Here is a 25,298-nt window from a genome sequence, read left to right as displayed (position 1 = left end):
ATGAGGGCTACAAGATGAATATACCCGGCAATGAAGTGATTGTAACAGCAGATGACGTTGCAACACCGAGTAAGACGAAACAAATTATTAAAAAGCATAATCTTGTGCTCAAAAAAAGTCTGGGTCAGAACTTTCTGATCGACCAGAATATTTTGAGCAAGATCGTTTCGGCCGCCGAGCTCGGACCGAACAAGGGAGCGCTGGAAGTCGGCCCTGGCATCGGGGCGCTCACCCAGCAGCTGGCCAAGCTCGCAGGGCGCGTCTTGGCCGTCGAGATCGATCAGCGTCTGCTGCCTATTCTAGGCGAGACGCTGGAGCCGTATCCCCATGCGAGTGTCGTTCATGGCGATATTTTGAAGACCGACCTGCCGGAGTTGTTCCGGCAGCATTTCACGGGCATGGATGGCGTCAGTGTCGTCGCCAACCTGCCGTACTACATCACGACACCGATCATTATGAAGCTTTTGGAAGAGAAGCTGCCCTTGGAGAATATCGTCGTGATGATTCAAAAAGAGGTGGCCGACCGCATGGCGGCTCGCCCGGGCACCAAAGATTACGGCAGCCTCAGCATTGCCGTGCAATTCCACTGCGAGCCGGAGCTCGTGACGATCGTGCCGCGCACCGTCTTCGTGCCGCAGCCGAACGTCGATTCCGCCGTGATTCGGCTGCGTGTGCGCAAAACACCGCCGGTTGAGGTGGCGGACGTGGACTTCTTCTTCGCCGTCGTCCAGGCATCCTTCGTCCAGCGGCGTAAAACCTTGTACAATAACCTGGCGGCGCGGTTCTTTACCAAAGAAAACAAAGCGGAGCTGGAAGCGCTGCTCCACGGCTGCAGCATCGAGCCTTCGCGCCGCGGCGAAACGCTCAGCATGGAAGAGTTCGCGCGCTTATCGACAGCGCTGCGCGCGCACGGCTGCAAATAACCCGCACCAAATGCCCAGTCCCGCCATAGGATGACCCTAGGAGGGGATTTGTGCGATGAGGCAAGGAGACTTTGTAACCCGTAAATCCTATGGCGGCGACGTCATGTTTAAGATTGAACGCATTGATCAGATGAAGGCCATTCTGCGCGGCGTCGATTATAGACTGCTTGCGGATGCACCTTTAGTGGACTTAACGCTGACGAACCCGGCAGAGGCGATCGACCATCCCAGGTCGAGCTCGCCCGAATTTCGCGAGACATTGCGGAGGCTGGCGGTAGCCCAGGTGCAACTGCAGGAGAAGAATCACCTCACCGTCGCCCATAATCAGAAAGCCAGTGCAGGGTATTTTGAAGTCCCTGGCAAAGTGCTGCATTTGGACGGAGATCCGACCTACCTGCGTAAAAGCATGCTGCTCTATGGCGAGCTTCGCGTGCCGGCAGAGGGGTATTACATTCCGGAATCGCAAATGGCCGACGCGCTCCACCGGCTGCTCCCGCAAATTAAGCCGGACATTGTCGTCATCACGGGGCATGACGGAATACTTAAGCATCGTAAAACCGCAGGACCTAGCGGTTTGGCCAGCTATAAGAATTCACAGAACTTCGTGAACGCCGTTCAGATCGCCCGGCAGTATGAACGCAACCGCGACGCGATGATTATCGTGGCCGGTGCGTGCCAGTCTCATTTTGAGGCATTGCTTCGGGCGGGGGCTAATTTCGCGAGCTCACCCGCGCGCATCCTCATCCACGCACTAGACCCGCTTTGCATAGCGGCAAAGCTATCCTACACATCCGTGAAGGAGACAATATCCATGCTGGATATTATGGACTTGACGGTGACGGGGCTTGACGGTTTAGGCGGGGTAGAGACGCGCGGCAGCTACCGGATGGGCGTTCCGGGTATTCAACAACACACAGAGGAGCATGTGTAACTGGTGCTCATATAGATTATTTAAAGAACATTTGCCTGATGCTTTCCTCATTGAGAGGGAGGTGCCGGGGGAGTGTTCTTTTTTTATTGGAAAAGTGTGAATAATTTGCGAACTTTGGAGACAACCTGTACAATGGGGAATTCGGAAATTAGGTGAAAATGCCGTTGACAACTGGATTGTGGTGCTGATATAATATTTGACCCTGTTTGACATGCTTGTCAGTTTGGGTTATAATTAACAAGGAAAGAGGTGGTAGTTGACAATGGCAAAAAATGCGCTATTGGAAATCAAACGCAGTTTGGAGCCCCACGTCGGGCAGAAGATCATGTTGAGAGCGAATGGTGGCCGTCGAAAGACTGTCGAACGTTCCGGTGTTTTAGAAGAAACCTACCCTTCTGTGTTTATCGTGAAGCTTGACCAAGAATCACACGCCTTTAAACGAGTGTCTTACAGCTACGCCGACATCCTTACCGAATCTGTTGAAGTTACGGTGTGCAATGATGACGGCCAGGTTCGTATCACCTATATCCAACATTAGCTTAAATAGTTTCTATATGAGCAGACCCGAGGGTCTGTTTTTGCATTTGAATGGACCTTGCGCGACTGGGCATACTAACCTTACTTTATGCTTACGCTGGCGGCTTTGTTCAGTCAAAGCTCACGCTAGGCTCAGGAGAAGGAGGTTTTTTTATGAGTCGCAGAAGAGGTGTTATGTCCGAAAGTTTCAAAAATGAGCTGGCCAAAGATCTGGGGTTCTATGATGTCGTGCAGCGTGAAGGCTGGGAAGGCATCCGCACGAAAGATGCGGGGAATATGGTGAAACGAGCGATTCAAATCGCGGAGGAACAGTTGGCGAAGCAATATTCATCCTCTGGCCCCACACCGCAAACATCTTACAGTCAGCCCAACGCTATGCCGCCAGGCTATTCGCAAACGCCGATGTATAACCAGCAGGTTGTACAATCGCCTCAGATGTATGGGCAGCAAGCGGCGACTGTTAAGCCTGCCTACACGCCTTCTTACGGCCAGACAGCTTCACCAGGCGGCTCGGCGCATGCGGGATGGAATCCCGTGGCATCGGCGTCTCAACAAGCGGTACAGGCCGAACAACGTCCCTATTACAGCTAAAGCGAATGCTTTAGCTTTTTTTTTGCGCTTTTGTTATAATATTTTAACGGCAAACGAGCAAAAGAAGGTGATCCTGTTGAAAATTTTTGAAAAAGCACCGGCTAAAATTAATTTATCCTTAGATGTTTTACATAAAAGACCGGATGGTTATCATGAAGTAGAGATGGTCATGACGATGGTCGACTTGGCTGACCGGATCGAGATGCAAGAGCTTTCACGGGACACCATCATTATTTCCAGTCAGGCGGGCTACATTCCGCTAGACGAGAAGAACCTGGCCTTTCAGGCTGCACGTCTAATCAAAGATCGCTATGACGTCAAACAAGGCGTCTACATTCATTTGGATAAAAAGATCCCTGTGGCAGCTGGACTGGCAGGGGGCAGCAGCGACGCAGCAGCAACGCTCCGAGGTTTGAACCGGCTTTGGGATTTAAACATCCCTATGGAGGAGCTGCAGGTGCTTGGCGCTGAGCTTGGATCGGATGTGCCTTTCTGTGTAACAGGAGGAACGGCCGTCGCCAGAGGACGCGGAGAAAAGCTGGAGCCGATCGTCTCGCCGCCGCAGTGTTGGGTCGTATTGGCCAAGCCTCCCATCAATGTGTCCACGTCGGAGATTTATGGGAAGCTGAATGCCCGTGAGATCAAGCATCATCCATCTACGGAGAGTGTGATGAAGGCGATTCGCGAGAAGCAGTTCGATCAGCTCTGCGGAAACCTTGGCAACGTGCTGGAAGAAGTGACGCTGGATCTTTATCCGGAGGTCCGGCAATTGAAGGAATGCATGCAGCGTCTGGGAGCAGACGGCGTGTTGATGTCCGGAAGCGGGCCAACGGTATTCGGTCTTGTCTCGAAGGAAGCGAAGGTGCCGCGGATTTATAACGGGCTTCGGGGTTTCTGCAAGGATGTATATGCGGTGCGGATGTTGACCTAGCAGTAAGTAACGATTGAATTGATAGAGGTTGCGTATCGTGCAACCTGGAAAGCCGTCAGGCCCACTGCCTAGGCGGTCCTTTTTTTGTGGAGAGGTTCGCTTCTTGCTGATTTTTCATTGTGTTAGTATTGTGTGAGGTCCATGTTAATTTATTTTTCATGCTAAGCTTGAATAAATACGTATAAAAGTGGTATATTTTCTTTATATTATTCGGATTTTTGGGGGGTAGTGCGATGAAAAAGTTGAAAAGGAGCGCTAGGCTGGTAGAAATGACGCAATACTTGTTGTTTCGCCCCCATTCGTTAATTCCTTTAACGACTTTTGCCGAGCGTTACAACTCAGCGAAGTCCTCCATTAGTGAGGATTTGGCGATTATTAAAGAAGTTTTTGAAGAAGAGGGACTCGGCGAGCTGCAAACGCTTGCGGGCGCAGCCGGGGGTGTGAAGTTTTCACCGAAGGTGCCGAAGGAAACATCCTTGAAGTTTATTGGACAGCTCTGCCTGCAGCTGCAGCAGCCTGAACGGATTTTGCCCGGCGGTTACTTATATATGTCCGATATCATGGGGCAGCCCCAGTATTTGAATGAAATTGGCAAAACATTTGCATCTGCTTTCGCAGGTCGTGATATTGATGTGATTATGACTGTAGAAACGAAAGGCATTCCGCTCGCTTATGCGACGGCTACTTATATGAATCTGCCGGTTGTTGTTGTCCGCAGGGACGGCCGGGTTACTGAAGGTTCAGCGGTGAGCATTAACTATGTTTCGGGCTCTAATAAGCGCATTCAGACCATGTCGCTGGCAAGACGCGCCTTGAAAGAGGAATCGAAAGTGCTCATCATCGACGATTTCATGCATGTAGGCGGTACAATTCATGGCATGATGGATTTGCTGGCGGAATTCAAAGCCACTGTCCAAGGGGTTGGCGTCTTTATGGAATCCGTTGAAGTCGAAGAGCGTTTAGTGGATCATTACATATCGCTGGCCCGGTTGTATGGCGTTGATTCCAAGACCAAACAAATTACGGTAGAGCCAGGCAATTATTTTGATAGTAAAAAAGGAGATGCGTAAAACGATGGAATTCATTTCAACAACGGCAGCGCCTGCTGCTATCGGACCTTACTCGCAGGCGGTTAAGTTCGGCAATTTGCTGTTTACTTCGGGACAAATCCCGCTCGGTTTGGATGGGCAAATCGTGCAGGGCGGCATTAAGGAGCAAGCGCACCAAGTGTTCGCCAACTTGAAAGGCGTGCTGGAAGCGGCAGGCTCATCTTTTGGACAAGTCGTGAAAGCGACTGTTTTCTTAAAGGATATGAATCAGTTTGCAGAGCTCAATGAGATTTACGCGACGTACTTTGGCGACCATAAACCGGCTAGATCGACTGTCGAAGTGGCCAGATTACCACGCGATGTTTTTGTCGAAATAGAGTTAATTGCTGAGATTCCTGTCGAATTTTAACAGTAACATTAAGATTGTATAAAATTATCGAAAATTTCAAAAAAATAAGAAGGAATTTGCACGATGATGTGGAATATTACACCCAAGTCTCAGAGATGGAAAAAGGTGGTGAACACAAGTGCAAATTACAGATGTAAGGCTCCGCCGGGTCAACTCCGAGGGGAGGATGAAAGCAATCGCTTCCATTACCATCGATAACGAGTTCGTTGTACACGACATACGTGTTATCGACGGGAATAACGGCATGTTCGTGGCAATGCCAAGCAAGCGTACGCCAGATGGGGAGTTTCGCGATATCGCTCATCCAATTTCTTCTACTACACGCGAGAAGATTCAAGCTGCTGTATTGGCTGAATACGACCGTGCGGCAGTAGAGGAAGAGGTTATTGAAGAAGGCGCATAGCGAATAATTATTGAGGGAGCCCTTTGGGGCTCTCTTTTCATTTGGGTGGCATTGATGCTATCATTGGTAATGAACTTTTAATTCGATTATTACGTATATATGCATACAGTTATTTTTAATAAAGGGGTTGGAATAGGCATTGAAGCTCATGGCGATTGTGTTGGCTGCAGGACAAGGTAAGCGTATGAAATCAAAGCTGTATAAGGTGCTTCATCCGGTTGCAGGTAAACCGATGGTGGGGCACGTTATGGACACGCTTCAGCAAATAGAAGTAACAAGAACTCTAGTTATTGTTGGATTTGGAGCGGAAGCGGTAAAGAGTTACCTGGGAGACCAGGTTGAATATGCTTTGCAGGAGCAGCAATGCGGAACCGGTCATGCGGTTCTGCAAGCGAAAGATATGCTTGGCGATGAAGACGGCACGACGGTGGTCATTTGCGGAGATACGCCGTTGATCTCGGAAGCTACGCTGAAGAGTACGCTTGAACTGCATCAGCGTTCGGGCGCGTCGGCGACGATCCTGACAGCAAAGCTCGATGATCCGCAGGGGTATGGCCGGGTTATTCGCGGTGAAGATGGCAGAGTTGCGCGAATTGTGGAACAAAAGGACTGCAGCAGCGAAGAAGCGGCTGTTCAGGAGATCAATACAGGCACTTATATTTTCGATAACCGGAAGCTGTTCAAAGCACTGGGCTCTGTGACAAACAACAATGCTCAGAATGAATACTACCTGACCGATGTCATCGGCATCCTAACGGGCGCCGGGGAAACGGTACAAGGCTACTGCATGAAAGATGCCGCAGAGTCTATCGGTGTGAACGACCGTGTAGCGCTAGCTGAAGCAGAAGTGCTGTTTAAAGCGCGCATTAACCGTGAGCACATGCTGAACGGGGTTACGATTATCGATCCTGCCAACACCTATATTGAAAAAGGGGTTGTGATCGGAGCGGATACCGTGCTGCTGCCGGGTACTATTTTGCGTGGGAAAACGGTGATTGGCGAGCAGTGTACGATCGGACCTCAAACCGAGATTATCGATTCCGTTGTGAAGGATGACGTTACGATTAAGCAATCCGTTCTTCAAGACGCTTATGTGGATAATGAGGCTAGTGTAGGGCCGTTTGCTTATTTGAGACCCGGAGCGAAACTTGGCAAGCAAGTGAAGATCGGCGACTTCGTCGAGATTAAGAATGCGACGCTGGGCGATGGATCGAAAGTATCTCACTTAAGCTATGTAGGAGATGCGGTTGTCGGCACGAACGTTAACTTTGGCTGTGGCGCAATTACGGTGAACTACGACGGTTTCAATAAGAGTTTAACTGAAATCGGGGACGATGCGTTTGTAGGCAGTAATGTCAACTTAATTGCTCCTGTGAAAATTGGCAACGGTGCTTATGTCGTCGCAGGCTCTACGATTACACACGCCGTTAACGACGGCGATTTGGCTATCGCGCGTGAAAGACAAACGAATAAACCGGGCTATGCAGATAAAATCAAAGCACGGATGAAAGCGAAGAAGGACAGTAAAGCGAAAAAAGAGTAGGAAAAAGTCAAATCTCCCTCACGAGGGGGATTTTGGATGGAACTTCTTAAGGTTGGGTACGCTATGAACTAGCTGTTACCCACTTGGCGTCGTTTACGAAAGTAAGTGTGCTGAGCAAAACTCTTAGGAGGTTCTTTTTCTTATGGCATTGTCATTGAAAGCGGAAGCCCGCAAGGACGCAACGAAATCTGATATTAAGCAGCTGCGTGTGAACGGCAAGCTGCCTGCAGTCGTGTACGGCAAGAAGGTGGCGGTAACGGTCATTACCGTTGATCAGAAGGAACTAATGGCGCTGCTCCGCAAGAGCCCGCATGCCGTTATTGAGCTGGACATGCCGGATGGCGGGGGCAAACAGCCGGTTATGATCAATGAAATTCAGCGCCACCCGCTTAACCGGGAGCTGCTCCATGTTGACTTTCATCAAATCAATATGGACGAGCCGGTCAAAACCGTGGTTATTCTGGAATTCGTCGGGGAGGCCGAAGGGGCGAAGGAAGGCGGCATTCTGCAGATTCAATTGCATGAATTGGAAATCCGCTGTTTGCCCAATCAGATACCGGCTTCGATCACGGTCGATATTTCACACGTAGGCATCGGCGAAAACATGCTGGTTAGCGAGCTCACGGTGCCGGATACGATTGAAGTGAAGTCCGATCCGAATGAGCTCGTTCTCACGATCCTGGCGCCTCAGAAAGAAGCTCCAGAGGACGTTGCTACGCAGGGCAAAGAGGATAAGCCAAGCGAAGCAGGCGAGCAAGCGAAAGAAGAACAGACGGTATAAGTTAAAAGAAGGGTACCCTCCGCGATGTGCTAAGGGTATCCTTTATTTAATTACCCTTCAATCAGGCGGATCTCAAGATGAGTCAGTATCCTGGCCGGGAAACAATAACGTGCGTGTTTCGGTTATAGAACGTATTATTGACTTTAATAAAATGCGGGTTGTAATTTTCAATGTAGCCTATATCCTTATGCAGATTTTGATAGTATACTTGGACGGGAATACCGGCATCTATATGATCTTGAAAATGATGATCGCTTGTAAGTTGTTGACCGTTTAGATACATATTCAATAATTCACCCGCAGCTAAGAATTTGTTGGTGCGCTTTCGTTACATATAGGTAAACAATAACCGTTAGATGCAGGTTACGCCAAGGATTTTTTAGCAAACGGCTAGGAGGAACTGGAAGAAAATGAAATGTTTTATCGGACTGGGAAACCCGGGAAAACAATATGAGATGAACCGGCATAATGTCGGGTTCATGGCGATTGATCGTTTTGCCGCCAAATGGGGAATAAGTTCCTTTCAAAACAAGGGCAAAGGACTTCTCGCAGAGGGGAACGTGAACGGCACGAAGGTGTTTTTGCTGAAGCCAATGACGTATATGAACCTTTCAGGCGAATCGATGAGAGCGGTCTTGGACTTTTATAAAGCGAAGGTGGAGGATGTTGTCATCATTTATGATGATATGGATACGCCTTTTGGCCAGATCAGACTTCGTTATCAAGGGAGCGCAGGCGGTCATAACGGAATTAAGTCGATTATTCAGCATGCCGGGACGCAGAGCTTTAACCGCATTCGCGTGGGCGTGAACCGACCGGCTCCCGGCTATAATATTGCCGATTATGTGCTGTCGAACTTCTCCAAGGAAGAGATGAAGTCGCTTGGCGATGTGCTGGATCTGACGTGCGAAGCGATGTTGTCGAGTCTTGACGAACCTTTCGAGAAGACGATGGGCAAATTCAACAAATAAAGTCTGCAGCTTGCTTCTACGTATTGTATGCATAGCCCTTATTCGAAAATGATAATGGTATATTCGGCTAATTTCTCCGGAGAATGGCCATACTAGGATGTAATCGAATCGTCGAAGGAGGCATACATATGATTAAGTATATTTGCAGGCATTGCCACACGTTTGTTGGGGAAATTAATCAACATGCGATCACGGAGCAGCAGTTGGGTTTCCATTTCTTGACCCCCGATGAGCGTAGAGATATAATATCGTATAACACGAACGGAGATGTTACGGTTAGGGTTGTTTGCGACTACTGCCGCGAGGCGCTGGAAGCCAATCCAGAGCTGTCTTTGCTGGCTAGTCCCTTGCAGTAACAGAATTTCGTTGAAGTAAAATGATGAAGATGAAGAGTTAATAGCCGAGGCAAGTGTGCCAAGGCTTCTTTTTGTGAGAGGAGTGTACTTGTTTGCAAGCTTTAATTCAGGCTTTTTCTGCGGATACCGACTTCCAAACGATCGTGACAGGCATCAGGTCCGAGATGAAAGAGCAGCTCGTTGCCGGACTTACCGGCTCCTCTAAGCAAGTGATGATCGCAACTCTTGCGCGAGAGCTAACGCGCCCGCTATTCATTGTTACTCATAATATGTTTGCCGCTCAAAAAATAGCGGAGGATTTGCTAGAGTGCCTCTCAGCCGATAATGTGCTGCTCTACCCGTCGCAAGAGCTTCTGACGGCGGAAGAAGCAGCTTCCAGTCCGGAGATGCTGGCACAGCGAATCGATGTGCTCACCAAGCTGGCAGGCGGTTACCGTGGGATTGTGATCGCGCCGTTCGCCGGAGTCCGCAGGTTGCTTCCGATCAAGCAAGTTTTCGAAGAATCCCGGATTACCGTTAAGGTAGGGGATACCGTTGAACTGGATACGCTTCTCGGCACGTTATCCAATATGGGCTACGAACGCGTGGAGCGGGTTGAGACCAAAGGGGAAATGAGCGTTCGCGGCGGCATATTGGATTTGTTCCCACTGACGTCGGAAAATGCGATTCGTATTGAGCTTTTTGATGTCGATGTTGACTCTATCCGTACTTTCGATGTGAGTGACCAGAGGTCAATAGATAAATTACAGGCGATTACGATTCCTCCCTGCCGTGAGATTCAAGCGGACCGAAAGCGATTACAATCCGCAGCGCAGCACGCGTACGAGCTGCTTCAAGCGCAACTGGAGAAAATGACCGACCGGTCTGCGAAAGATAACCTGCTCGAAGGGATTGGACAGGATATTGAGCTGCTCCGCGAAGGGCAGACATTTCCGGGCATTTATAAATATATTTCGCTTTTATATACGGAAAGACAGACCCTCATAGACTACATGCCTAAGGATGCGGTGCTGATCATCGACGAGCCGGCGCGTTTGCTGGAGACGGCGAAGCAGCTCGAACGCGACGAGGCGGAGTGGATGATGCATGCGCTGACAGAGGGGAAGAGCTTGCCGGCTTTTGTGCTGTCCAAATCCTATGAAACGCTGCTGCACCGCAGACCGTTTCCGACCTTGTATTTGTCGCTGTTCCTGCGTCAGGTCGTGGGCATTCAACCGCAAAACATTGTGAACTTCGTCAGTCGTGTGATGCAAAACTTCCACGGGCAAATGAATCTGCTGAAAGCGGAAATGGAGCGCTGGAAGAAGAATGGCGCCAACGTCATTCTTCTTGCGAACGGCGAAGAACGCGCCGAACGGGTGCGGCGTGTCTTGAATGATTACCAGATCGAAGTGCCGGAAATTGTAGATGGCAATCTGCAAACAGGGTTTGAACTGCCTTCGATCCATTTGGTCGTCATTACGGAAGGCGAAATCTTCACGCAGAAGCAGCGGAAAGCCCGCAAGGTCGAGAAAAAGCTGGAGAATGCCGAGCGCATCAAGAGCTATCAAGAGCTTAAAATTGGCGATTACGTTGTTCATGTGAACCATGGGATCGGGAAATACGTCGGTATAGGTACGCTCGAAGTAGGCGGAATCCATAAAGATTATCTGCACATCATGTACGCTGGCGGCGATAAGCTGTCAGTGCCGATTGACCAGATTGATCTCATTCAGAAATATGTAGGTTCGGAAGAGAAAGAACCGAAGGTTTATAAGCTTGGCGGAGCGGATTGGGCTAGAGTGAAGAGCAAGGCACGGGCATCTGTGAAGGATATTGCGGATGAACTGATCAAGCTCTACGCTGAGCGTCAGGCCACGACCGGCTACGGCTTCAGCAAAGACAGCTCCTATCAGAATGAGTTCGAAGCGATGTTCCCTTACGATGAAACGCGGGATCAGCTTCGTGCGATTGAAGAAATTAAGAACGACATGGAGAAATCGCGTCCGATGGATCGCTTGCTTTGCGGCGACGTTGGTTACGGGAAGACCGAAGTGGCCGTTCGTGCGGCATTTAAGGCGGCTATTGACGGGAAGCAGGTCGCTGTCTTGGTACCGACGACGATTTTGGCGCAGCAGCATTACGAGACTTTCCGCGAGCGGTTCTCAGGCTATCCGTTTAATGTGAGAGTGCTCAGCCGTTTCCGCTCCAAAAAAGAGCAGACGGAAGTCATGAAAGGCGTCAAAAAAGGGACGGTTGACGTTGTCATCGGCACGCACCGGCTGCTGTCGCAAGATGTGCAGTTCAAAGATCTCGGTTTGCTGATTGTCGATGAGGAGCAGCGGTTTGGCGTGTCCCACAAAGAAAAGCTGAAGCGGCTCAAAACGAATGTGGACGTGCTGACGCTCACCGCAACGCCGATTCCAAGAACTTTGCATATGTCCATGCTCGGAGTGCGGGATTTGTCCGTTATTGAGACGCCGCCGGAGAATCGTTTCCCTGTCCAAACTTATGTGGTGGAGTATGGCCCGACGCTTGTCAGAGAAGCGATTGAGCGGGAACTTGCCCGTGAGGGTCAAGTGTATTATCTCTATAACCGGGTTCAAGGGATTACGCAGATCGCCGATCAAATCTCGATGATGATACCGGATGCCCGCGTGACCGTCGCACATGGACAAATGGGCGAACAGGAGCTGGAGAAGACGATCCTCGATTTCCTCGATGGAGAATACGACGTGCTCGTCAGTACGAGCATTATCGAGACGGGTGTCGATATCCCGAATGTCAATACGCTTATTGTTCATGACGCCGATAAAATGGGGCTTTCCCAGCTGTATCAGCTGCGTGGTCGCGTAGGGCGATCGAATCGCGTAGCGTATGCATATTTCACATACCAGCGGGATAAAGTGCTCACGGAAGTGGCGGAAAAACGATTGCAAGCGATTAAAGAGTTTACAGAACTTGGTTCAGGCTTTAAAATTGCCATGAGGGATTTGTCCATCCGCGGCGCAGGGAACTTGCTGGGTGCAGAGCAGCATGGCTTCATTGCTTCCGTAGGTTTTGACCTCTATTCCCAAATGTTAGCCGAAGAAATTGCAAAGCTGAAACTAGAAATAGACGGGGAAGCGGCTGTACCGGAACCGGAATGGAACACTTCCATCGATATACAATTGGATGCTTATCTGCCATCCGACTACATCTACGACAGCATGCAAAAAATCGAAATTTACAAAAAAGTGGCCGCCATTCGCACATTGGAGGAAGCCGCAGACCTGCATGATGAGCTTGTGGACCGCTTCGGGGATCTGCCTCAGGCCGTATTCAACTTGCTGTCAGTGGCTCGCTTGAAAGCATATGGCGCGGAGTACCGTATTGAATCGATCAGCCAAAAAGGGGATGATTACCTAATCAAGGTGCATATTGACCAAAATGGCAGGCTGGATGGACAGAAGCTGCTCAATTTGTCCAAAGGCTTTGACGGTCGAATCAAGCTCAACGCAGACCCGCAGTTGCATATTGTTATCCGCTCCAAAGGTATGAAGCCAGAAGCTTCCATCGAGTTGTTGGAGAAATTTCTGGTACAATATAAGGATGTTCTGAAAACGAAAGGGGAATTAAAGGATGTTGCCAAATCATACTAGCAAACGACTTTTTTCTAAAAAATGGATATTAAGCATGGTAGCATTGCTACTTGCATTTTCTGTATTGAGTGCATGCGGCAGCAAAAAGGAGGGTGCAGCAACAGCTTCACCTTCCCCGACTGCAGCAGCAACAGGCAAGCCGACTGATGTGATTGCCACTTACAAAGAAGGCGGCAAAATCACTCGCGCCGAGTTCGATTCTTTCATCAACGTGAACAAAATGTTCTCGCCGCAACTGGCTCAGTTCATGGCAGATCCGGCTTTTCAACAAGATATGTTGAAGCAAATGGTTACTTTCCGCGTGTTGTCCGCGAAAGCCGATGATAAAGTGAAGGCGGATGCTGACAAGCAAGTCGCCGAGCAAATGAAGGCTATTACGGATTACTTCGGCAAGCAAGAAGGCGGAATGGACAAGCAGTTGAAAGATAACGGCATCGAGTTAAAAGACATCGAATCTTTGATGAAAATGAGCTTCTACACGATGGGCAGCATGGAAGGCAAAATTACTGACAAAGAAGTACAAGATTCCTACAACGAGCAAGCAGCCGCGCATGCGTTTGATATCGCAACTGTGAGCCATATTCTGATTTCCTTGAAAGATGCAGCTACTCAGAAGGATCTGCGTACGAAGGATGAAGCCTTGGCTAGAGCGAAAGAAGTAAAAGGCAAATTGGATCAAGGCGGAGATTTCGCGGCTCTAGCGAAAGAGTATTCCGATGATCCGGGTTCCAAAGATGCCGGCGGTACGTATAAAGATGCAGACATCAACCAATGGGTGCCTGAATTTAAAGATGCGGCAAGCACACTTCCTTTGAACAAAATTTCCGATCCGGTTGAATCCTCTTTTGGCTACCACGTGATGAAAGTGGAATCCAGAAGCACGAAACAACTTGATGATACGCTTAAAACACAAATTAAATCTCAGCTTGCAGAGAAATCCTTGACTGAATTTGCTGAGAAAGAATATCCGAACTTGATCGAAACGAATAATCTGCCTAAACCGGAAGCAAACCCTGCTCCGGCGGCAAGCCCTGCTGCAAGTCCAGCAGCTAGCCCAGCGGCAAAGTAAGAACTTACCAGGATGTCCGATTATGGACATCCTGTTTTTATTTGTTATTTTTGGACAACATAATCGCAGCAGGGTGCAAAGCTACATAAAGAAAAATTCCTTAGCAGAAGCGACTGCATAGAAGATTGGGAAGTGAAGAATACTATGGATAGAATTCAAGTTCCCACCAAATCCCGATCTAGCATACAAGATTTCATGCTCCTGTCGTATCTAATTCTTGAGCGGAAAGTGAGGCATCTAGAGGTATGAAAGCAACTGGAATTGTCCGTCGGATAGATGATTTAGGGAGAGTAGTCATCCCCAAGGAAATACGACGCACACTGCGAATTCGTGAAGGCGACCCGTTGGAAATTTTTGTGGATCGCGATGGTGAAGTGATTCTGAAGAAATATTCGCCTATTGGCGAGCTTGGTGATTTTGCGAAGGAATACGCAGAGTCATTATTTGAGAGCACTAATCATGTTGCCATGATTTCAGACCGGGACACGATTATTGCCATGGCTGGCGGATCCAAAAAGGATTTCTTGGAAAAGTCGGTGGGGTCCATCATCGAATCTTGTATGGAAAACCGGAAACCGATATTGGAGAGCAATCCAGGGACGTTTGAGATTATTAAAGATGCGAATGAAACGTTCTCTTCCTTCGTGGCGGCTCCGATTGTAGCGGGTGGCGATCCTATTGGATCTGTTATTCTAATCTCCAAGGATGAGAGTGTTAAGATGGGGAACATGGAAGTGAAGATGGTAGAAACAGCGGCTGGCTTTCTGGCGAAACAGATGGAGCAGTAGACAAAATTATAAGACACAAAGGCTTCCTTACTGAGGTGATGTTCATCTGTAAGAGAAGCTTTTTTTGTCTGCCATGGCCTATTTCGTTATAATACGTGTATATGTATCGCTGGATCACTTCAGGTAGAGGAGAAGCAGGATGGGGAAAACCGGCAAGGAGCATCAAATGGATCAAGAGGGGCTCCAGCAGAATGTCGGAAAACAGGGTAACGTCAAGCTGTTGAAGGGGGCTGCCGTACTGGGAGCCGCCGCTGTACTCTCTAAATTGCTGGGCACTCTGCAAAAAATCCCGCTGCAAAATGTAGCAGGGGACGCGGCCTTTGGTATCTATAATGCGGTTTATCCGCTTTATATTTTGATTTTATTCGCGGCCACAGCGGGCTTTCCCGTCGCCGTATCCAAGTTTGTGGCAGAGAGCGTCATTCATGGCGATCATCAGGAGGCTAGGCGCATCGCCCGTATTTCCGGAGTTGTGCTGCTGGTTACTGGCATCGTCCTGTTTATGCTGCTCTACTTTGGAGCGGGTGAGATTGCAAGCTGGATTGGGATCCGCCAAACGGAGAGGGCGATCCGAAGCGTATCGTTTGCGCTTCTTGTAGCTCCGACCTTGGCTGTTCTACGCGGTTATTTCCAAGGGTATCACAACATGGTGCCAACCGCAGTTTCTCAAGTAATTGAGCAGTTGATTCGCGTCATTACGATGGTTGCCTTACTGCTCTATTTGGCGGCTCTAGCGTATGACGAGGAGTGGATTGCTGCAGGAGCAACCTTTGGCTCTGTAACCGGCGCCGGTGCAGGGCTGCTCGTTATGTATGTATATTGGCGTAAAGCAATGCGGCGTCAAAAGTATTCTGGTGATCAGGAGGGTGCAAGGAAGCCCGGCTTTAAGGTCCTTTCCTCTTGGCAGTGGACGAGGCGCATCGCAGCTTATGCGATTCCTGTCTGCTTAGGCGCGGTCGTTGTGCCCCTGCTGACATTGGTCGACACGTTTACGATGCCGCGGCTGCTTGAAGCGTCGCAAGGCAGCGAGCTTGAGGCTATTCGGCAGTTTGGTTTATACAACCGCGGGCTGCCGCTCGTCCAGCTAGTTGTTATGATCGCTTCCTCGATGTCGGCTGTGCTTGTTCCCGCGATGGCGGATGCGAAGGCGAGAGGGCAGATAGACGTGCTGCGTTTCCGGGCGGAGATGTCTGTTCGGCTTTCTTGGCTTATTGGTCTTGGCGCCTCTTTCGGACTTGCTTTTGCTGCGATGCCGATCAATGTGATGCTGTACAAAAACGACGAGGCCAGCTTGACGATGGCTGTTCTTGCCTTTACGGCCTTGTTCAGCACGCTGAACGCTGTGTCGGCCAGCGTGCTGCAGGGCGCCGGCGCGGTCCGTACGCCGGTGCAGGCCCTGCTCGTTGCCATCGTGCTGAAAGCACTCGGCAACGTCGTGCTCATGCCCCGCTGGGGCATCAACGGCGCCGCGCTCAGCGCGGTCATCGCCTACGCCGCTGCGGCGGGGCTGAATCTGGTGCAGCTGCGCCGCTGCACCGGGGCGCGCTTCGCGCTGCGGCCGTACGTCATCGCACCCACGCTGGGCGTGGTGGCGATGGGTGTCTGCCTCGCAGCGCTGCAGTTCTTGGCCATGCCCGCTGCTGCGGCATGGCACGTGTCTGAGCGATTGAGCGCCAGCGTAATCGCTTTGGTTGGGGTAGCCGGCGGCGCGGCCGTCTACGGGCTAGCGCTGCTGCGCAGCGGCAGCGTCAGCCGCGAGGAGCTGCGGCTGATGCCGGAGCTGGACCGGAAGCTGGCGCCGGTCCTGGCTCGGATCTGGCCGGCGGGGCGTTCCGGCGGCCGGTAGGGCTCCTGCGGCTGCAGATGCCGTAGCACTTGTCATTGCCCCCGCGGCTGCCCATGCCGTGGCAGCCTCAGCCTTTTGGATCCAGATCGGGTCCCACACATATTTCAGGAGGTGCGAACCATGTCAACCCAAGCTCACATTACCGTTGTCGGACTCGGAACGGGCGACGAAGACCAGCTCACGCTAGGCGTCTGGAAAAAGCTTCAAAGCGCAGCTCAATCCCAAGCTCAGTTATTTTTGCGCACGGTGGACCATCCAATGGTGCGCATGCTGGACAGCAACCAAATTCCTTACCAAACTTTCGATGCGAATTACGTTGCCCACCAAAGCTTTGAAGGGGTATACGAATCTATCGCGGAGGCGCTTGTCCAATCCGCCAAAAGTACGTCCGCCGAGGTTATCTACGCGGTACCGGGTCACCCGATGGTGGCGGAATATACGGTTCAGCTTTTGAAGCAGCGCTGTCCGGAAGAGGGAATTTCCCTTCAAGTCATGGGCGGTGAGAGCTTTTTGGACCAAGCTTTCCTGCGCTTCGGCTTTGACCCGATCGATGGCTTTCAACTGCTTGACGCGACCAGCCTTAGCCGTTATGCTTTAAATCCTCAGGTACATACGATCATTGGGCAAGTGTACGATACATATACGGCGTCGGATCTCAAAATCTCTCTCATGGATACATACCCGGACGAATATCGCGTGGTGGTAGGCCACTCCTTAGGTGTAGCGGGTGCAGAACAGATCATCGAAGTGCCGCTCCATGAGCTGGATCATGTGAAAGGCTACGGGAATTTATCGCTTGTGTGGATTCCTAAAAGTGAGAAGGATGAGGTTCATTATCGTACGTTCGGCCGGCTGCACGAAATTGTGCAAATTCTCCGCAGTCCCGATGGCTGCCCTTGGGATCGCGAGCAGACGCATGCCAGCCTGCGCAAAAATCTCATAGAGGAAGCCTATGAGGTGCTGGAAACGATTGATGAGGATGATCCTGAGCATATGTGCGAGGAGCTGGGGGATTTGCTGCTGCAAGTCATGCTTCATGCTCAGATGGAAGAGGAGATCGGAACGTTCACGGTTTACGACGTGATTGCGACGCTGAACGAGAAGCTGATTCGCCGCCACCCGCACGTATTCGGGGAAAACAAGGCGGAGGATGCCGACGAGGCGCTTGTTAACTGGAATGCCATGAAGGCCGAGGAGAAGCGGAAGAAAGGCATCGACGTGACGAAGCAATCCGTTCTGGACGGCGTCCCGCGGGAGCTGCCGGGTCTTATGAAGGCCTTGAAGCTGCAGAAGAAAGCGGCTGCCGTCGGCTTTGATTGGCCGGAGCTCGGAGAGGTGCTTCAGAAGCTGGAAGAGGAGCTGACAGAGCTTCGTGAGGCTATCGGCAGTTCATCGGAAGAGGCGGCTCAAGATCGGCTTGAGGAGCTGGGCGATGTGCTTTTTTCTATCGTAAATGTTGCTAGATTCCTGAAAATTGACCCGGAAGAAGCAATTGCGCATACAAATCGCAAATTTATTCAAAGATTTTCATATATTGAAGATCAGCTACGTTTAAGAGGGCTTTCTTTTGAACAAACTGAGTTATCAGTGATGGAAAATTACTGGCAAGAAGCAAAAAAAGTTACAAAACTTCGTTAGTAATAGAAGGATTTTGGCGAAAAAAGAAGAATACTAAGTTTGGTGTAAGGTGTAAGGTTGAATATGGAAATATAATTTAGGGATATTTGAACCTTGTTCGAAGTCTCTCAGCTTTGCGGCTTTGGTACATAGAAGACATGATCTTCAACTATTTTTGGGAGGTAACAAATCACATGAACAAAACGGATTTGATCAACAACATTGCAGAAAAAAGCGGACTAACGAAGAAAGATGTAGAAGTTGTACTTAACGGATTCCTTGGTGAAGTTACAGACGCTCTTTCATCCGGAGATAAAGTTCAATTGATCGGTTTCGGAACTTTCGAAACTCGTAAACGTTCCGGTCGTACAGGCCGTAACCCTCAAACAGGCAACCCAATCGTGATCGCGGAATCCAACGTTCCAGCGTTCAAAGCGGGCAACAAGCTTAAAGACGCTGTAAAATAATGCGAATCGACAAGTTTCTCAAAGTCTCTCGTCTGATTAAGCGCCGCACCGTAGCGAAGGATGTGTCCGATCAAGGGCGTGTCTGGATAAACGGCAGAGATGCCAAGGCGAGTACACAGGTGAAAGTCGGTGACGAACTGGCGATTCAATTTGGTCAGAAAAAGGTGACGATTCGCGTAGAGCTCCTTTCGGAGTCGACCCGCAAGGAAGACGCTGCGAAGATGTATACCCTGATCAAGGAAGAAGCTTATCAGTCCGAGTAACGCTGCCAAACAAAGATCAGCCCAGGATTCCCGAATGAGGGATCTTGGGCTTTTTTTATGGTTCTAAAATAGGACATCCTCCCATATCGTAAGGATAGATGAAGGAGGGGTACAGGCCATGATGGAACCCGTGAAAAACACGAACAAGCGGCAAGAAATCAAAATGTTGAATCGCAAGCTCTTGGAGATCTCCGGAGTTTTGAACGTAGAAAGCTTTGACAGCGAAGAGTTCCTCCTGGAAACGGAAATGGGCTACCTGATGATTAAAGGGCAAAATTTGCACATTAAGAATTTGAGCTTGGAGCAAGGGTTAGTCGCCATTGAAGGACTCATTCAAGAATTAGCTTATGTGGACGGAAATACCCAGGAGAAATCCAAGGGGTTCCTTGGTAAATTATTCAAGTGACCCTGAACGTTCAATTCCATACGATCTTCATGATGTTTTTGGGCGGAGTCGCCATAAGTGCGATGTTCGATGTGTTTCGTGTGCTTTCCGGCAAGCTCAAGCTGCCGCGATGGACGATTCCGCTCGTTGATACGGTGTATTGGATTGTGGCGACAATCCTCGTGTTCCGCTTGCTCATTTACAGCAATGAAGGACAAGTCCGCGTGTTTATTTTTCTCGGGATGGGGATCGGTATTTGTTTTTATTTCGCCTTCCTCAGCCGTGTAGTCATTTATCTGACGCTGCTTCTTATACGAATTGTCATTGCGATTTACAAATTCACAGCAAAAACCGTCGAAATTCTTCTTATAAAACCGATCATTGGCTTATATCGTCTAACCGTGATAATTTTGGGCTTTTTACTAGCTGTAGCTATATTCCTATACAGAATTGTGCTACAATTGCTTTATCCTTTGTGGAGATTACTCCTGTGGATGACTCGGCCTGTGCATAAATATTTCGTAATCCCTGTTTGGTTGAAGAAGCTGACGGGTAAAATCGTAACGATCTATCACAGGTTATTCTCAAAGTAGGAGGAATTCCTATTCATGCAGGCTCAAGCAACCGCACCAAACAACAAGCGCAGCAGTAGCGTAGGCTCAAAGCGAAGACTGCGTTTTCTCTTGATCTTTGTCCTATGTTTTATGAGCTGGGCTGCCGTTAACATTTGGGGGCAGTTCGCTAAGCTTCACGAGAAGAGAAATGCCGTCGCGAATATGGAGCAGCAGCTTATTGATGCGAAGAAGGTCAAGGAGCAGACGCAGAAGGAAATCGCTAGGCTTCATAATGACGAATACTTGGATCAAATTATTCGCCGGGATTTTCACTATAGCAAAACGGGAGAGACGCCCCTCAGTGTCTCGAAGCAATAACAGGACTGAAGAAGCGGCGAATGCCGTGTTGACCGTGGTTTCTGCATCGGTTATAATCGGCGTAGCCAGTGTTTTCAACATTTTAAGGGAGGAACATTTTACTTTATGGCAATTGAAGTTGGCACCAAGTTAGAGGGTAGAGTGACGGGGATTACTCACTTTGGAGCATTCGTCGAGCTTGCTGAAGGAGTTACCGGTCTTGTTCACATTTCGGAGATCGCGGACAATTATGTGAAAGACGTTAATGACCATTTAAAGCTGGAAGACAAAGTATTGGTCAAAGTGATTAACGTGGACAAGGATGGCAAGATCGGACTGTCGATCAAGCAAACGGTTGACAAGCCAGTTGAGGAAAGACCAGCTCGTCCTGAACGTACAGGTGGCAGCAGCTATCAAGGTCGCCCAAGCGGAGATCGTCCAGGTGGCTTCCAAGGTGGTCGTCCAAGCAGCGGCGGAGAACGCAGTGGTCCTCCAAGCGGCGGTCCAGGTGGTGGTCGTCCAGGCGGTGGCGGCTTCAATCGTGGTGGCGGCGGTGGCGGTCGCGGCGGCTTTAACAAGCAGCAAGGCGGAGCTAGACCGTTCTCGTTCGAAGATAAAGTATCTCGTTTCCTTAAAGATAGTGAAGAGCGGATTTCGTCTCTGAAGAAGAACACCGAGTCCAAACGCGGTGGCCGAGGCGGAAGAAGAGACTAATAGATGCAAATAAAAAACCACATTCGCTTAGGCGGATGTGGTTTTTTATGTTGCGTGGCCGTGGGCTGGATGAGGGGAGGTTGGTAGAGTTGAATGAGGGGAGCGGGCTGTAGCGGAGAAAGGAATGGATGAGAAGATAGTGAGACTAAGTGGGATAGCGTGGCTGAATGAGAGATGAGGAAGCTGAGTGAGGGAGCGTCTTGTAGTGGGTAGATGACTGGATGAGAAGATCGTGAGACCGAATGGGAGAGCGTGGCTGAATGAGAGATAGGGAAGCTGAGTGAGGGGATTGCATTGTAGCGGGGAATGGGCTTAGCAGCAGCTATGGTTTATGCGACAGGGAACTACAGTCCTCTATTTGACCGAAATTCGTTTCTACCGCTCCTGAGAGGGAACTATGTTCCGCTATATTGTTGTTTTGGCTGAAATGTGGAGGTTCTTAGGTAAATAGGACCCTGTAGTTCCTCTTAGTGAGTGAAATCGGCTAATAAGGTTAAAATAGCGTACTCACGTTCCCTTATATTTGCCTGAGCGGAGCAGAGTGGGCAGAGTGAGAGATAGTAAAGAGTGAACACACCAATAGATTACGATTTATCGTATAGTCATTTGCAATCGACATGGAATTACGGGTATCTCCCCCATCTGCATGGCGAAAGTTCGGGGCAATCAGACTTTTGGATACGCTCTCAATCCGGTAAAGCGAGATGAGGCAAGGGATGAGGGCTGATGACACGGCTGGCGCGGCTTGTCGGAAATTTCTTTGAATCTATCAACTCATTCTGACAAACTTTCTGCTAGATTGTCTCTATACTAGAGAAACAAATAAGGGAAGAATGGATGGTGTACAAAGCATGCAAAGAAGAAGCCTAGGTGCAGTGATTGGTGGCGGATGGTCAGGGTTATGGCAGAAAGCGAAAACAGGTGCACGCGGTGCTGCGGTGGAAAATCGGTTTGTTCAAGCCTTTGTGGCTAAAAGATGGACTTTTCTTCTCGTTGTTATGGGTTTCCTTCTTGGACGTGCGATGATTTTGGAACAGCTATCCCCGTTTGCTCTAGCATTTATTGCCGTTATTTATTTTACGCGGAGAGACATTTTACACTATGTAGGCGTTGCGGCATTTGCCGGTAGCTTGTTGTCCCTGCATGCGAATACCGGCTATCTCGTTACAGAGATTATCGTATTCCTGCTCATTCAAAAAGCGCTGGAGAAATTTGAACGCTCCGATCTGTCGCTGGCTCCGATTCTCGTCTTCAGCTCAACCTTCCTGGTCCAGCTTTTTGCCGAACTGGTGGTTTCTAACTTAAGCTGGTACACCCTCATGATGATTACCGTTGAGGCGCTGCTCAGTCTGGTATTGACGCTAATTTTCATACAAGCCATCCCTGTATTCACACTTACCCGTAAAAACTATCATTTGAAACACGAGGAAATCATCTGTTTGATCATTCTATTGGCTTCCGTTATGACAGGGACGGTGAGCTGGGTGATAGGGCCTGTCACGGTGGAGCACGTGCTCTCCCGGTACTTGATTTTATTATTTGCGCTGGTGGGGGGAGCGCCTTTCGGAGCCTCGGTTGGTGTTATCACAGGACTTATCTTAAGCCTTGCGAATAGCAATGCCGTTTATCAAATGAGCTTGCTTGCTTTCTCAGGCATGTTAGCCGGACTGCTGAAGGAAGGGAATCGCCTCGCTGTCGCTTTCGGCATGCTGCTGGGTTCTTCGATCTTATCGTTCTATATGGGGACGAGCGTCGATGTTATGAATTCCGCATGGGAGTCGCTTGCCGCCGTTACGTTGTTCCTCCTTACACCGCGGAGTCTGATTCTCACGCTAGCCAAATATGTTCCGGGCACGCAGGAGAATCTCAAATCGCAGCAGGACTATGCGAAGCGGGTACGCGATGTGACGGCCAGCCGTGTGGAGCAGTTCTCGGAAGTGTTTCGCCAGTTGTCGCGCAGTTTTAAGCAGTTAACGACGGATGATGCGGTAAGCCGAAAGGAGGAGGAAGTTGGACATTTCATGAATGCTGTTGCGCAGAAAGCTTGTGACTCCTGCTGGAAAAAGAGCCAGTGCTGGGATCAAAAGTTTTACCAGACGTACACATATATGACTGATATGATGACGAATATCGAGACAAAGGAGAATATGACGAAGAAGCAAATTCCGCCAGAGTGGAAGAAAGTATGTAATAAGCCTGAGCAGGTACTGGATGTGATGAAACAACAGTACAGTTTATACAAAAATGATTTACACTGGAAAAAACAGATTATGGACAGCCGGCATCTCGTTGCGGATCAGCTGTCCGGCGTCTCGCAGGTGATGGAGGACCTGGCGAAGGAAATTAAGCGGGAAGGACAGGAATTGTTCCTTCAGGAAGAGCAAATCCGTAATGCGCTGGAGGAGCTGGGCTTATCTATTCATACGATCGATATTATTTCCTTGGACGAAGGAAATATTGAGATTGAAATCATTCATCAATACACGAAGGGCTTCGATGAATGCCGGAAAATCATTGCCCCGCTGCTGAGCGAAATCATCGGCGAGAATGTCGCCGTGATGCGCGAGGAAATGCATGAGCGCGGCGAAGGCTACAGCACGGTCGTATTCGGCTCCGCCAAGGAATACGAGGTTGAGACCGGGGTCGCCGGCGCAGCCAAAGGGGGCGACCTCTTCTCGGGCGACAGCTTCTCCACGGTGGAGCTGGGCAATGGCAAGTATGCCGTTGCGCTTAGCGACGGCATGGGCAACGGCGAGCGGGCGCGGGCTGAGAGCCAGACCGCACTTAGCATCCTGCAGCAGCTGCTGCAGTCGGGCATGGACGAGAAGCTCGCGATTAAGTCGCTGAACTCCGTGCTTATGCTCCGTTCCTCCGACGAGATGTACGCGACGGTGGATATGGCGTTGATTGACATGTATAATGCAAATACGACGTTCATGAAAATCGGCTCAACCCCGAGCTTCATTAAGCGTGGGAATGAGGTTATTGCCATCTCCGCAAATAACTTGCCCGTGGGGATTTTGAGCGAGATCGATGTCGATCTGGTATCCATTCCGCTTCAATCGGGGGATATTCTCGTCATGATGACGGACGGTATCTATGATGCGCCAGGTCATGCGGTGAATAAGGAGATGTGGATGAAGCGCATGATTCATGAAATAGACACCACCTACCCGCAAGAGTTCGCGGATTGCTTGTTGGAACGGATTTTCCGTCACCATCATGGCGAAATCCAAGATGATATGACGGTCGTCGTTGCCCGTGTAGAGAAGCGGCAGCCGGAGTGGGCTACGTTCCGCTGGCCGGGGATCACGCGCATGGAGCGCCCCAAAACCGTCAGCTAGCCAGGTGGGAAAGTGAAGCTGTAGCAGCTCATTTGCTGTTGCGGCTTTTTGGCTGTAGAGCTTCATCGGAGAAATTCAAGAAAGGCAGGCACCGAATGATTAAGAAAACGCTTTCAATCAGTTTTATCCTCCTTGGCATCATGGTTTTTCTTTATCCTTCGATCAATGATCGATACGAAAGCTATCGCCAACAGCGAATTTTGGAGCAGTGGCAAGAAAATATGCAAGCAATGGATCAAGTTGCGGCCGAGGAGATGGAGACGGTGAACACAGCGGGTCCGGCTGATACTGGCGCCGAGGTCGACCCGGGAAACATGACAGATGCCGTTTCTTCCGCCGCTCCCGCAGCAAGCCTGCAAACAAGCCAACCTTTGAACACGCCGGCTGCACCGAAACCAACGCCAATGATGCCTAAGAATTTAGAGGGCGTGTTGGTTATTAAAAAAATAAATTTAAAGCTCCCAATTTTGACTGACGCAACCGCAGAGAATTTAAAAGTCTCCCTTGCAAGCATTGCCAATACGGGTAAACCTGGCGAACTCGGCAATTATGCCATTGCCGGGCATAGGAACTTAACCTACGGGAAAAATTTCAACAGATTGGATGAAGTCGATATAGGGGATGTCATTCAGGTGGATACGGGGAGCAAACAGTTTGATTACATTGTAGAGGACAAGGAGTATGTCCTTCCGACTGATGTTTCCGTTTTGAAGGGAAATGGCAAAGATCGAGAAATTACGTTAGTCACCTGCCACCCTATGGTAAATCCGACACAGCGGTTAATAGTAAAGGGGAAAATAGTGGAATCAAAAGGATAAGTGAGTGCAGTTATGCTGCATCTCATTTATT

General features: G+C 49.7%; 25 protein-coding genes and 1 pseudogene. 25 read left to right on the top strand and 1 reads right to left on the bottom strand.

Annotated elements, in window-relative coordinates; genetic code table 11:
* Window positions 1–14: 14 nt before the first annotated feature.
* From rsmA to GC097_RS20850, 10 genes and pseudogenes are all read left to right on the top strand, one after another.
* Window positions 15–923 (top strand): 16S rRNA (adenine(1518)-N(6)/adenine(1519)-N(6))-dimethyltransferase RsmA, encoded by a 909-nt coding sequence (gene rsmA / locus GC097_RS20895; RefSeq protein ID WP_171685254.1) that lies wholly within the window; start codon window positions 15–17, stop codon window positions 921–923.
* A 55-nt stretch (window positions 924–978) separates the two neighbouring features.
* Complete coding sequence (yabG, locus tag GC097_RS20890) at window positions 979–1,854, top strand: sporulation peptidase YabG (RefSeq protein WP_171685253.1); 876 nt, start codon at window positions 979–981, stop codon at window positions 1,852–1,854.
* Between the two features lie 262 nt (window positions 1,855–2,116).
* Window positions 2,117–2,392, top strand: coding sequence for a biofilm formation stimulator Veg (gene veg / locus GC097_RS20885; RefSeq protein ID WP_028557365.1), 276 nt, complete (start codon window positions 2,117–2,119; stop codon window positions 2,390–2,392).
* 152 nt (window positions 2,393–2,544) lie between these two features.
* Window positions 2,545–2,715, top strand: a pseudogene (locus tag GC097_RS20880) (small, acid-soluble spore protein, alpha/beta type); the annotation flags it as partial.
* Window positions 2,716–3,058: 343 nt separating this feature from the next.
* The gene (ispE, locus tag GC097_RS20875; RefSeq protein ID WP_171685252.1) at window positions 3,059–3,913 is read left to right on the top strand and encodes a 4-(cytidine 5'-diphospho)-2-C-methyl-D-erythritol kinase; all 855 of its coding nucleotides are present in this window, start codon (window positions 3,059–3,061) and stop codon (window positions 3,911–3,913) included.
* 233 nt (window positions 3,914–4,146) lie between these two features.
* Window positions 4,147–4,983 (top strand): pur operon repressor, encoded by an 837-nt coding sequence (gene purR / locus GC097_RS20870; protein ID WP_171685251.1) that lies wholly within the window; start codon window positions 4,147–4,149, stop codon window positions 4,981–4,983.
* A gap of 4 nt (window positions 4,984–4,987) precedes the next feature.
* The gene (locus GC097_RS20865) at window positions 4,988–5,371 is read left to right on the top strand and encodes a RidA family protein (RefSeq protein WP_376768413.1); all 384 of its coding nucleotides are present in this window, start codon (window positions 4,988–4,990) and stop codon (window positions 5,369–5,371) included.
* 118 nt (window positions 5,372–5,489) lie between these two features.
* On the top strand, window positions 5,490–5,774 hold the full coding sequence (spoVG, locus tag GC097_RS20860; RefSeq protein ID WP_028557369.1) for a septation regulator SpoVG: 285 nt from the start codon (window positions 5,490–5,492) through the stop codon (window positions 5,772–5,774).
* Between the two features lie 139 nt (window positions 5,775–5,913).
* Window positions 5,914–7,317 carry a bifunctional UDP-N-acetylglucosamine diphosphorylase/glucosamine-1-phosphate N-acetyltransferase GlmU gene (gene glmU, locus GC097_RS20855; RefSeq protein WP_281364324.1) on the top strand — a complete coding sequence of 468 codons (1,404 nt, stop codon included), beginning with the start codon at window positions 5,914–5,916 and terminating at the stop codon, window positions 7,315–7,317.
* 142 nt (window positions 7,318–7,459) lie between these two features.
* On the top strand, window positions 7,460–8,098 hold the full coding sequence (locus GC097_RS20850) for a 50S ribosomal protein L25 (RefSeq protein WP_171685248.1): 639 nt from the start codon (window positions 7,460–7,462) through the stop codon (window positions 8,096–8,098).
* 82 nt (window positions 8,099–8,180) lie between these two features.
* On the opposite strand, the gene GC097_RS20845 is transcribed toward GC097_RS20850, so the two are convergent.
* Window positions 8,181–8,381 carry a hypothetical protein gene (locus GC097_RS20845; protein WP_171685247.1) on the bottom strand — a complete coding sequence of 67 codons (201 nt, stop codon included), beginning with the start codon at window positions 8,379–8,381 and terminating at the stop codon, window positions 8,181–8,183.
* A 127-nt stretch (window positions 8,382–8,508) separates the two neighbouring features.
* Between GC097_RS20845 and pth the strand changes: the two genes are divergently transcribed.
* From pth to GC097_RS20770, 15 genes are all read left to right on the top strand, one after another.
* Window positions 8,509–9,069 (top strand): aminoacyl-tRNA hydrolase, encoded by a 561-nt coding sequence (gene pth / locus GC097_RS20840; RefSeq protein WP_171685246.1) that lies wholly within the window; start codon window positions 8,509–8,511, stop codon window positions 9,067–9,069.
* A gap of 128 nt (window positions 9,070–9,197) precedes the next feature.
* Window positions 9,198–9,425 carry an anti-sigma-F factor Fin gene (gene fin, locus GC097_RS20835; protein ID WP_167059133.1) on the top strand — a complete coding sequence of 76 codons (228 nt, stop codon included), beginning with the start codon at window positions 9,198–9,200 and terminating at the stop codon, window positions 9,423–9,425.
* 92 nt (window positions 9,426–9,517) lie between these two features.
* Complete coding sequence (gene mfd / locus GC097_RS20830) at window positions 9,518–13,045, top strand: transcription-repair coupling factor (protein WP_171685245.1); 3,528 nt, start codon at window positions 9,518–9,520, stop codon at window positions 13,043–13,045.
* A 34-nt stretch (window positions 13,046–13,079) separates the two neighbouring features.
* Window positions 13,080–14,114, top strand: a complete 1,035-nt coding sequence (locus GC097_RS20825; RefSeq protein ID WP_171685244.1) for a peptidylprolyl isomerase — start codon at window positions 13,080–13,082, stop codon at window positions 14,112–14,114.
* A gap of 245 nt (window positions 14,115–14,359) precedes the next feature.
* The gene (gene spoVT, locus GC097_RS20820) at window positions 14,360–14,902 is read left to right on the top strand and encodes a stage V sporulation protein T (RefSeq protein WP_171685243.1); all 543 of its coding nucleotides are present in this window, start codon (window positions 14,360–14,362) and stop codon (window positions 14,900–14,902) included.
* A 139-nt stretch (window positions 14,903–15,041) separates the two neighbouring features.
* The gene (locus tag GC097_RS20815) at window positions 15,042–16,748 is read left to right on the top strand and encodes a putative polysaccharide biosynthesis protein (protein ID WP_171685242.1); all 1,707 of its coding nucleotides are present in this window, start codon (window positions 15,042–15,044) and stop codon (window positions 16,746–16,748) included.
* A gap of 120 nt (window positions 16,749–16,868) precedes the next feature.
* Complete coding sequence (gene yabN, locus GC097_RS20810; protein WP_171685241.1) at window positions 16,869–18,386, top strand: bifunctional methyltransferase/pyrophosphohydrolase YabN; 1,518 nt, start codon at window positions 16,869–16,871, stop codon at window positions 18,384–18,386.
* A 173-nt stretch (window positions 18,387–18,559) separates the two neighbouring features.
* Complete coding sequence (locus tag GC097_RS20805; protein ID WP_029197991.1) at window positions 18,560–18,832, top strand: HU family DNA-binding protein; 273 nt, start codon at window positions 18,560–18,562, stop codon at window positions 18,830–18,832.
* Window positions 18,832–19,095 (top strand): RNA-binding S4 domain-containing protein, encoded by a 264-nt coding sequence (locus GC097_RS20800; protein WP_167059148.1) that lies wholly within the window; start codon window positions 18,832–18,834, stop codon window positions 19,093–19,095. Before GC097_RS20805 ends, GC097_RS20800 begins: the two co-directional genes overlap by 1 nt.
* Before the next feature lie 118 nt (window positions 19,096–19,213).
* Window positions 19,214–19,501, top strand: a complete 288-nt coding sequence (yabP, locus tag GC097_RS20795) for a sporulation protein YabP (protein WP_167059151.1) — start codon at window positions 19,214–19,216, stop codon at window positions 19,499–19,501.
* Window positions 19,498–20,073: a spore cortex biosynthesis protein YabQ gene (gene yabQ / locus GC097_RS20790; protein ID WP_171685240.1), complete on the top strand. Its 576-nt coding sequence runs from the start codon at window positions 19,498–19,500 to the stop codon at window positions 20,071–20,073. The genes yabP and yabQ overlap by 4 nt, the downstream gene beginning before the upstream one ends.
* A gap of 15 nt (window positions 20,074–20,088) precedes the next feature.
* A complete protein-coding gene (locus GC097_RS20785; protein ID WP_171685239.1) occupies window positions 20,089–20,412 on the top strand; it encodes an FtsB family cell division protein in 324 nt (107 codons plus the stop codon).
* Between the two features lie 105 nt (window positions 20,413–20,517).
* Window positions 20,518–21,105 (top strand): S1 domain-containing RNA-binding protein, encoded by a 588-nt coding sequence (locus GC097_RS20780; RefSeq protein ID WP_167059160.1) that lies wholly within the window; start codon window positions 20,518–20,520, stop codon window positions 21,103–21,105.
* Window positions 21,106–21,956: 851 nt separating this feature from the next.
* Window positions 21,957–24,449 carry a stage II sporulation protein E gene (gene spoIIE, locus GC097_RS20775; protein WP_171685238.1) on the top strand — a complete coding sequence of 831 codons (2,493 nt, stop codon included), beginning with the start codon at window positions 21,957–21,959 and terminating at the stop codon, window positions 24,447–24,449.
* Window positions 24,450–24,544: 95 nt separating this feature from the next.
* A complete protein-coding gene (locus tag GC097_RS20770) occupies window positions 24,545–25,267 on the top strand; it encodes a class D sortase (RefSeq protein ID WP_171685237.1) in 723 nt (240 codons plus the stop codon).
* Window positions 25,268–25,298: the final 31 nt, after the last annotated feature.

Source organism: Paenibacillus planticolens (assembly GCF_013141725.1).
Lineage (GTDB): Bacteria > Bacillota > Bacilli > Paenibacillales > NBRC-103111 > Paenibacillus_E > Paenibacillus_E planticolens.
This window is presented reverse-complemented; position numbering and strand designations above follow the sequence as displayed.

Bases quoted from the DNA above. Each gene is read 5' to 3' on its own strand.
- GC097_RS20800 (WP_167059148.1), top strand. From the start codon at position 18,832: ATGCGAATCGACAAGTTTCTCAAAGTCTCTCGTCTGATTAAGCGCCGC.
- GC097_RS20825 (WP_171685244.1), top strand. From the start codon at position 13,080: ATGGTAGCATTGCTACTTGCATTTTCTGTATTGAGTGCATGCGGCAGC.
- yabN (WP_171685241.1), top strand. From the start codon at position 16,869: ATGTCAACCCAAGCTCACATTACCGTTGTCGGACTCGGAACGGGCGAC.
- GC097_RS20780 (WP_167059160.1), top strand. From the start codon at position 20,518: ATGGCAATTGAAGTTGGCACCAAGTTAGAGGGTAGAGTGACGGGGATT.
- GC097_RS20815 (WP_171685242.1), top strand. From the start codon at position 15,042: ATGGGGAAAACCGGCAAGGAGCATCAAATGGATCAAGAGGGGCTCCAG.
- rsmA (WP_171685254.1), top strand. From the start codon at position 15: ATGAATATACCCGGCAATGAAGTGATTGTAACAGCAGATGACGTTGCA.
- pth (WP_171685246.1), top strand. From the start codon at position 8,509: ATGAAATGTTTTATCGGACTGGGAAACCCGGGAAAACAATATGAGATG.
- GC097_RS20865 (WP_376768413.1), top strand. From the start codon at position 4,988: ATGGAATTCATTTCAACAACGGCAGCGCCTGCTGCTATCGGACCTTAC.
- fin (WP_167059133.1), top strand. From the start codon at position 9,198: ATGATTAAGTATATTTGCAGGCATTGCCACACGTTTGTTGGGGAAATT.
- veg (WP_028557365.1), top strand. From the start codon at position 2,117: ATGGCAAAAAATGCGCTATTGGAAATCAAACGCAGTTTGGAGCCCCAC.
- spoVT (WP_171685243.1), top strand. From the start codon at position 14,360: ATGAAAGCAACTGGAATTGTCCGTCGGATAGATGATTTAGGGAGAGTA.
- GC097_RS20845 (WP_171685247.1), bottom strand. From the start codon at position 8,381: ATGTATCTAAACGGTCAACAACTTACAAGCGATCATCATTTTCAAGAT.
- yabP (WP_167059151.1), top strand. From the start codon at position 19,214: ATGATGGAACCCGTGAAAAACACGAACAAGCGGCAAGAAATCAAAATG.
- GC097_RS20770 (WP_171685237.1), top strand. From the start codon at position 24,545: ATGATTAAGAAAACGCTTTCAATCAGTTTTATCCTCCTTGGCATCATG.
- spoIIE (WP_171685238.1), top strand. From the start codon at position 21,957: ATGCAAAGAAGAAGCCTAGGTGCAGTGATTGGTGGCGGATGGTCAGGG.
- GC097_RS20805 (WP_029197991.1), top strand. From the start codon at position 18,560: ATGAACAAAACGGATTTGATCAACAACATTGCAGAAAAAAGCGGACTA.
- purR (WP_171685251.1), top strand. From the start codon at position 4,147: ATGAAAAAGTTGAAAAGGAGCGCTAGGCTGGTAGAAATGACGCAATAC.
- yabG (WP_171685253.1), top strand. From the start codon at position 979: ATGAGGCAAGGAGACTTTGTAACCCGTAAATCCTATGGCGGCGACGTC.
- GC097_RS20785 (WP_171685239.1), top strand. From the start codon at position 20,089: ATGCAGGCTCAAGCAACCGCACCAAACAACAAGCGCAGCAGTAGCGTA.
- GC097_RS20850 (WP_171685248.1), top strand. From the start codon at position 7,460: ATGGCATTGTCATTGAAAGCGGAAGCCCGCAAGGACGCAACGAAATCT.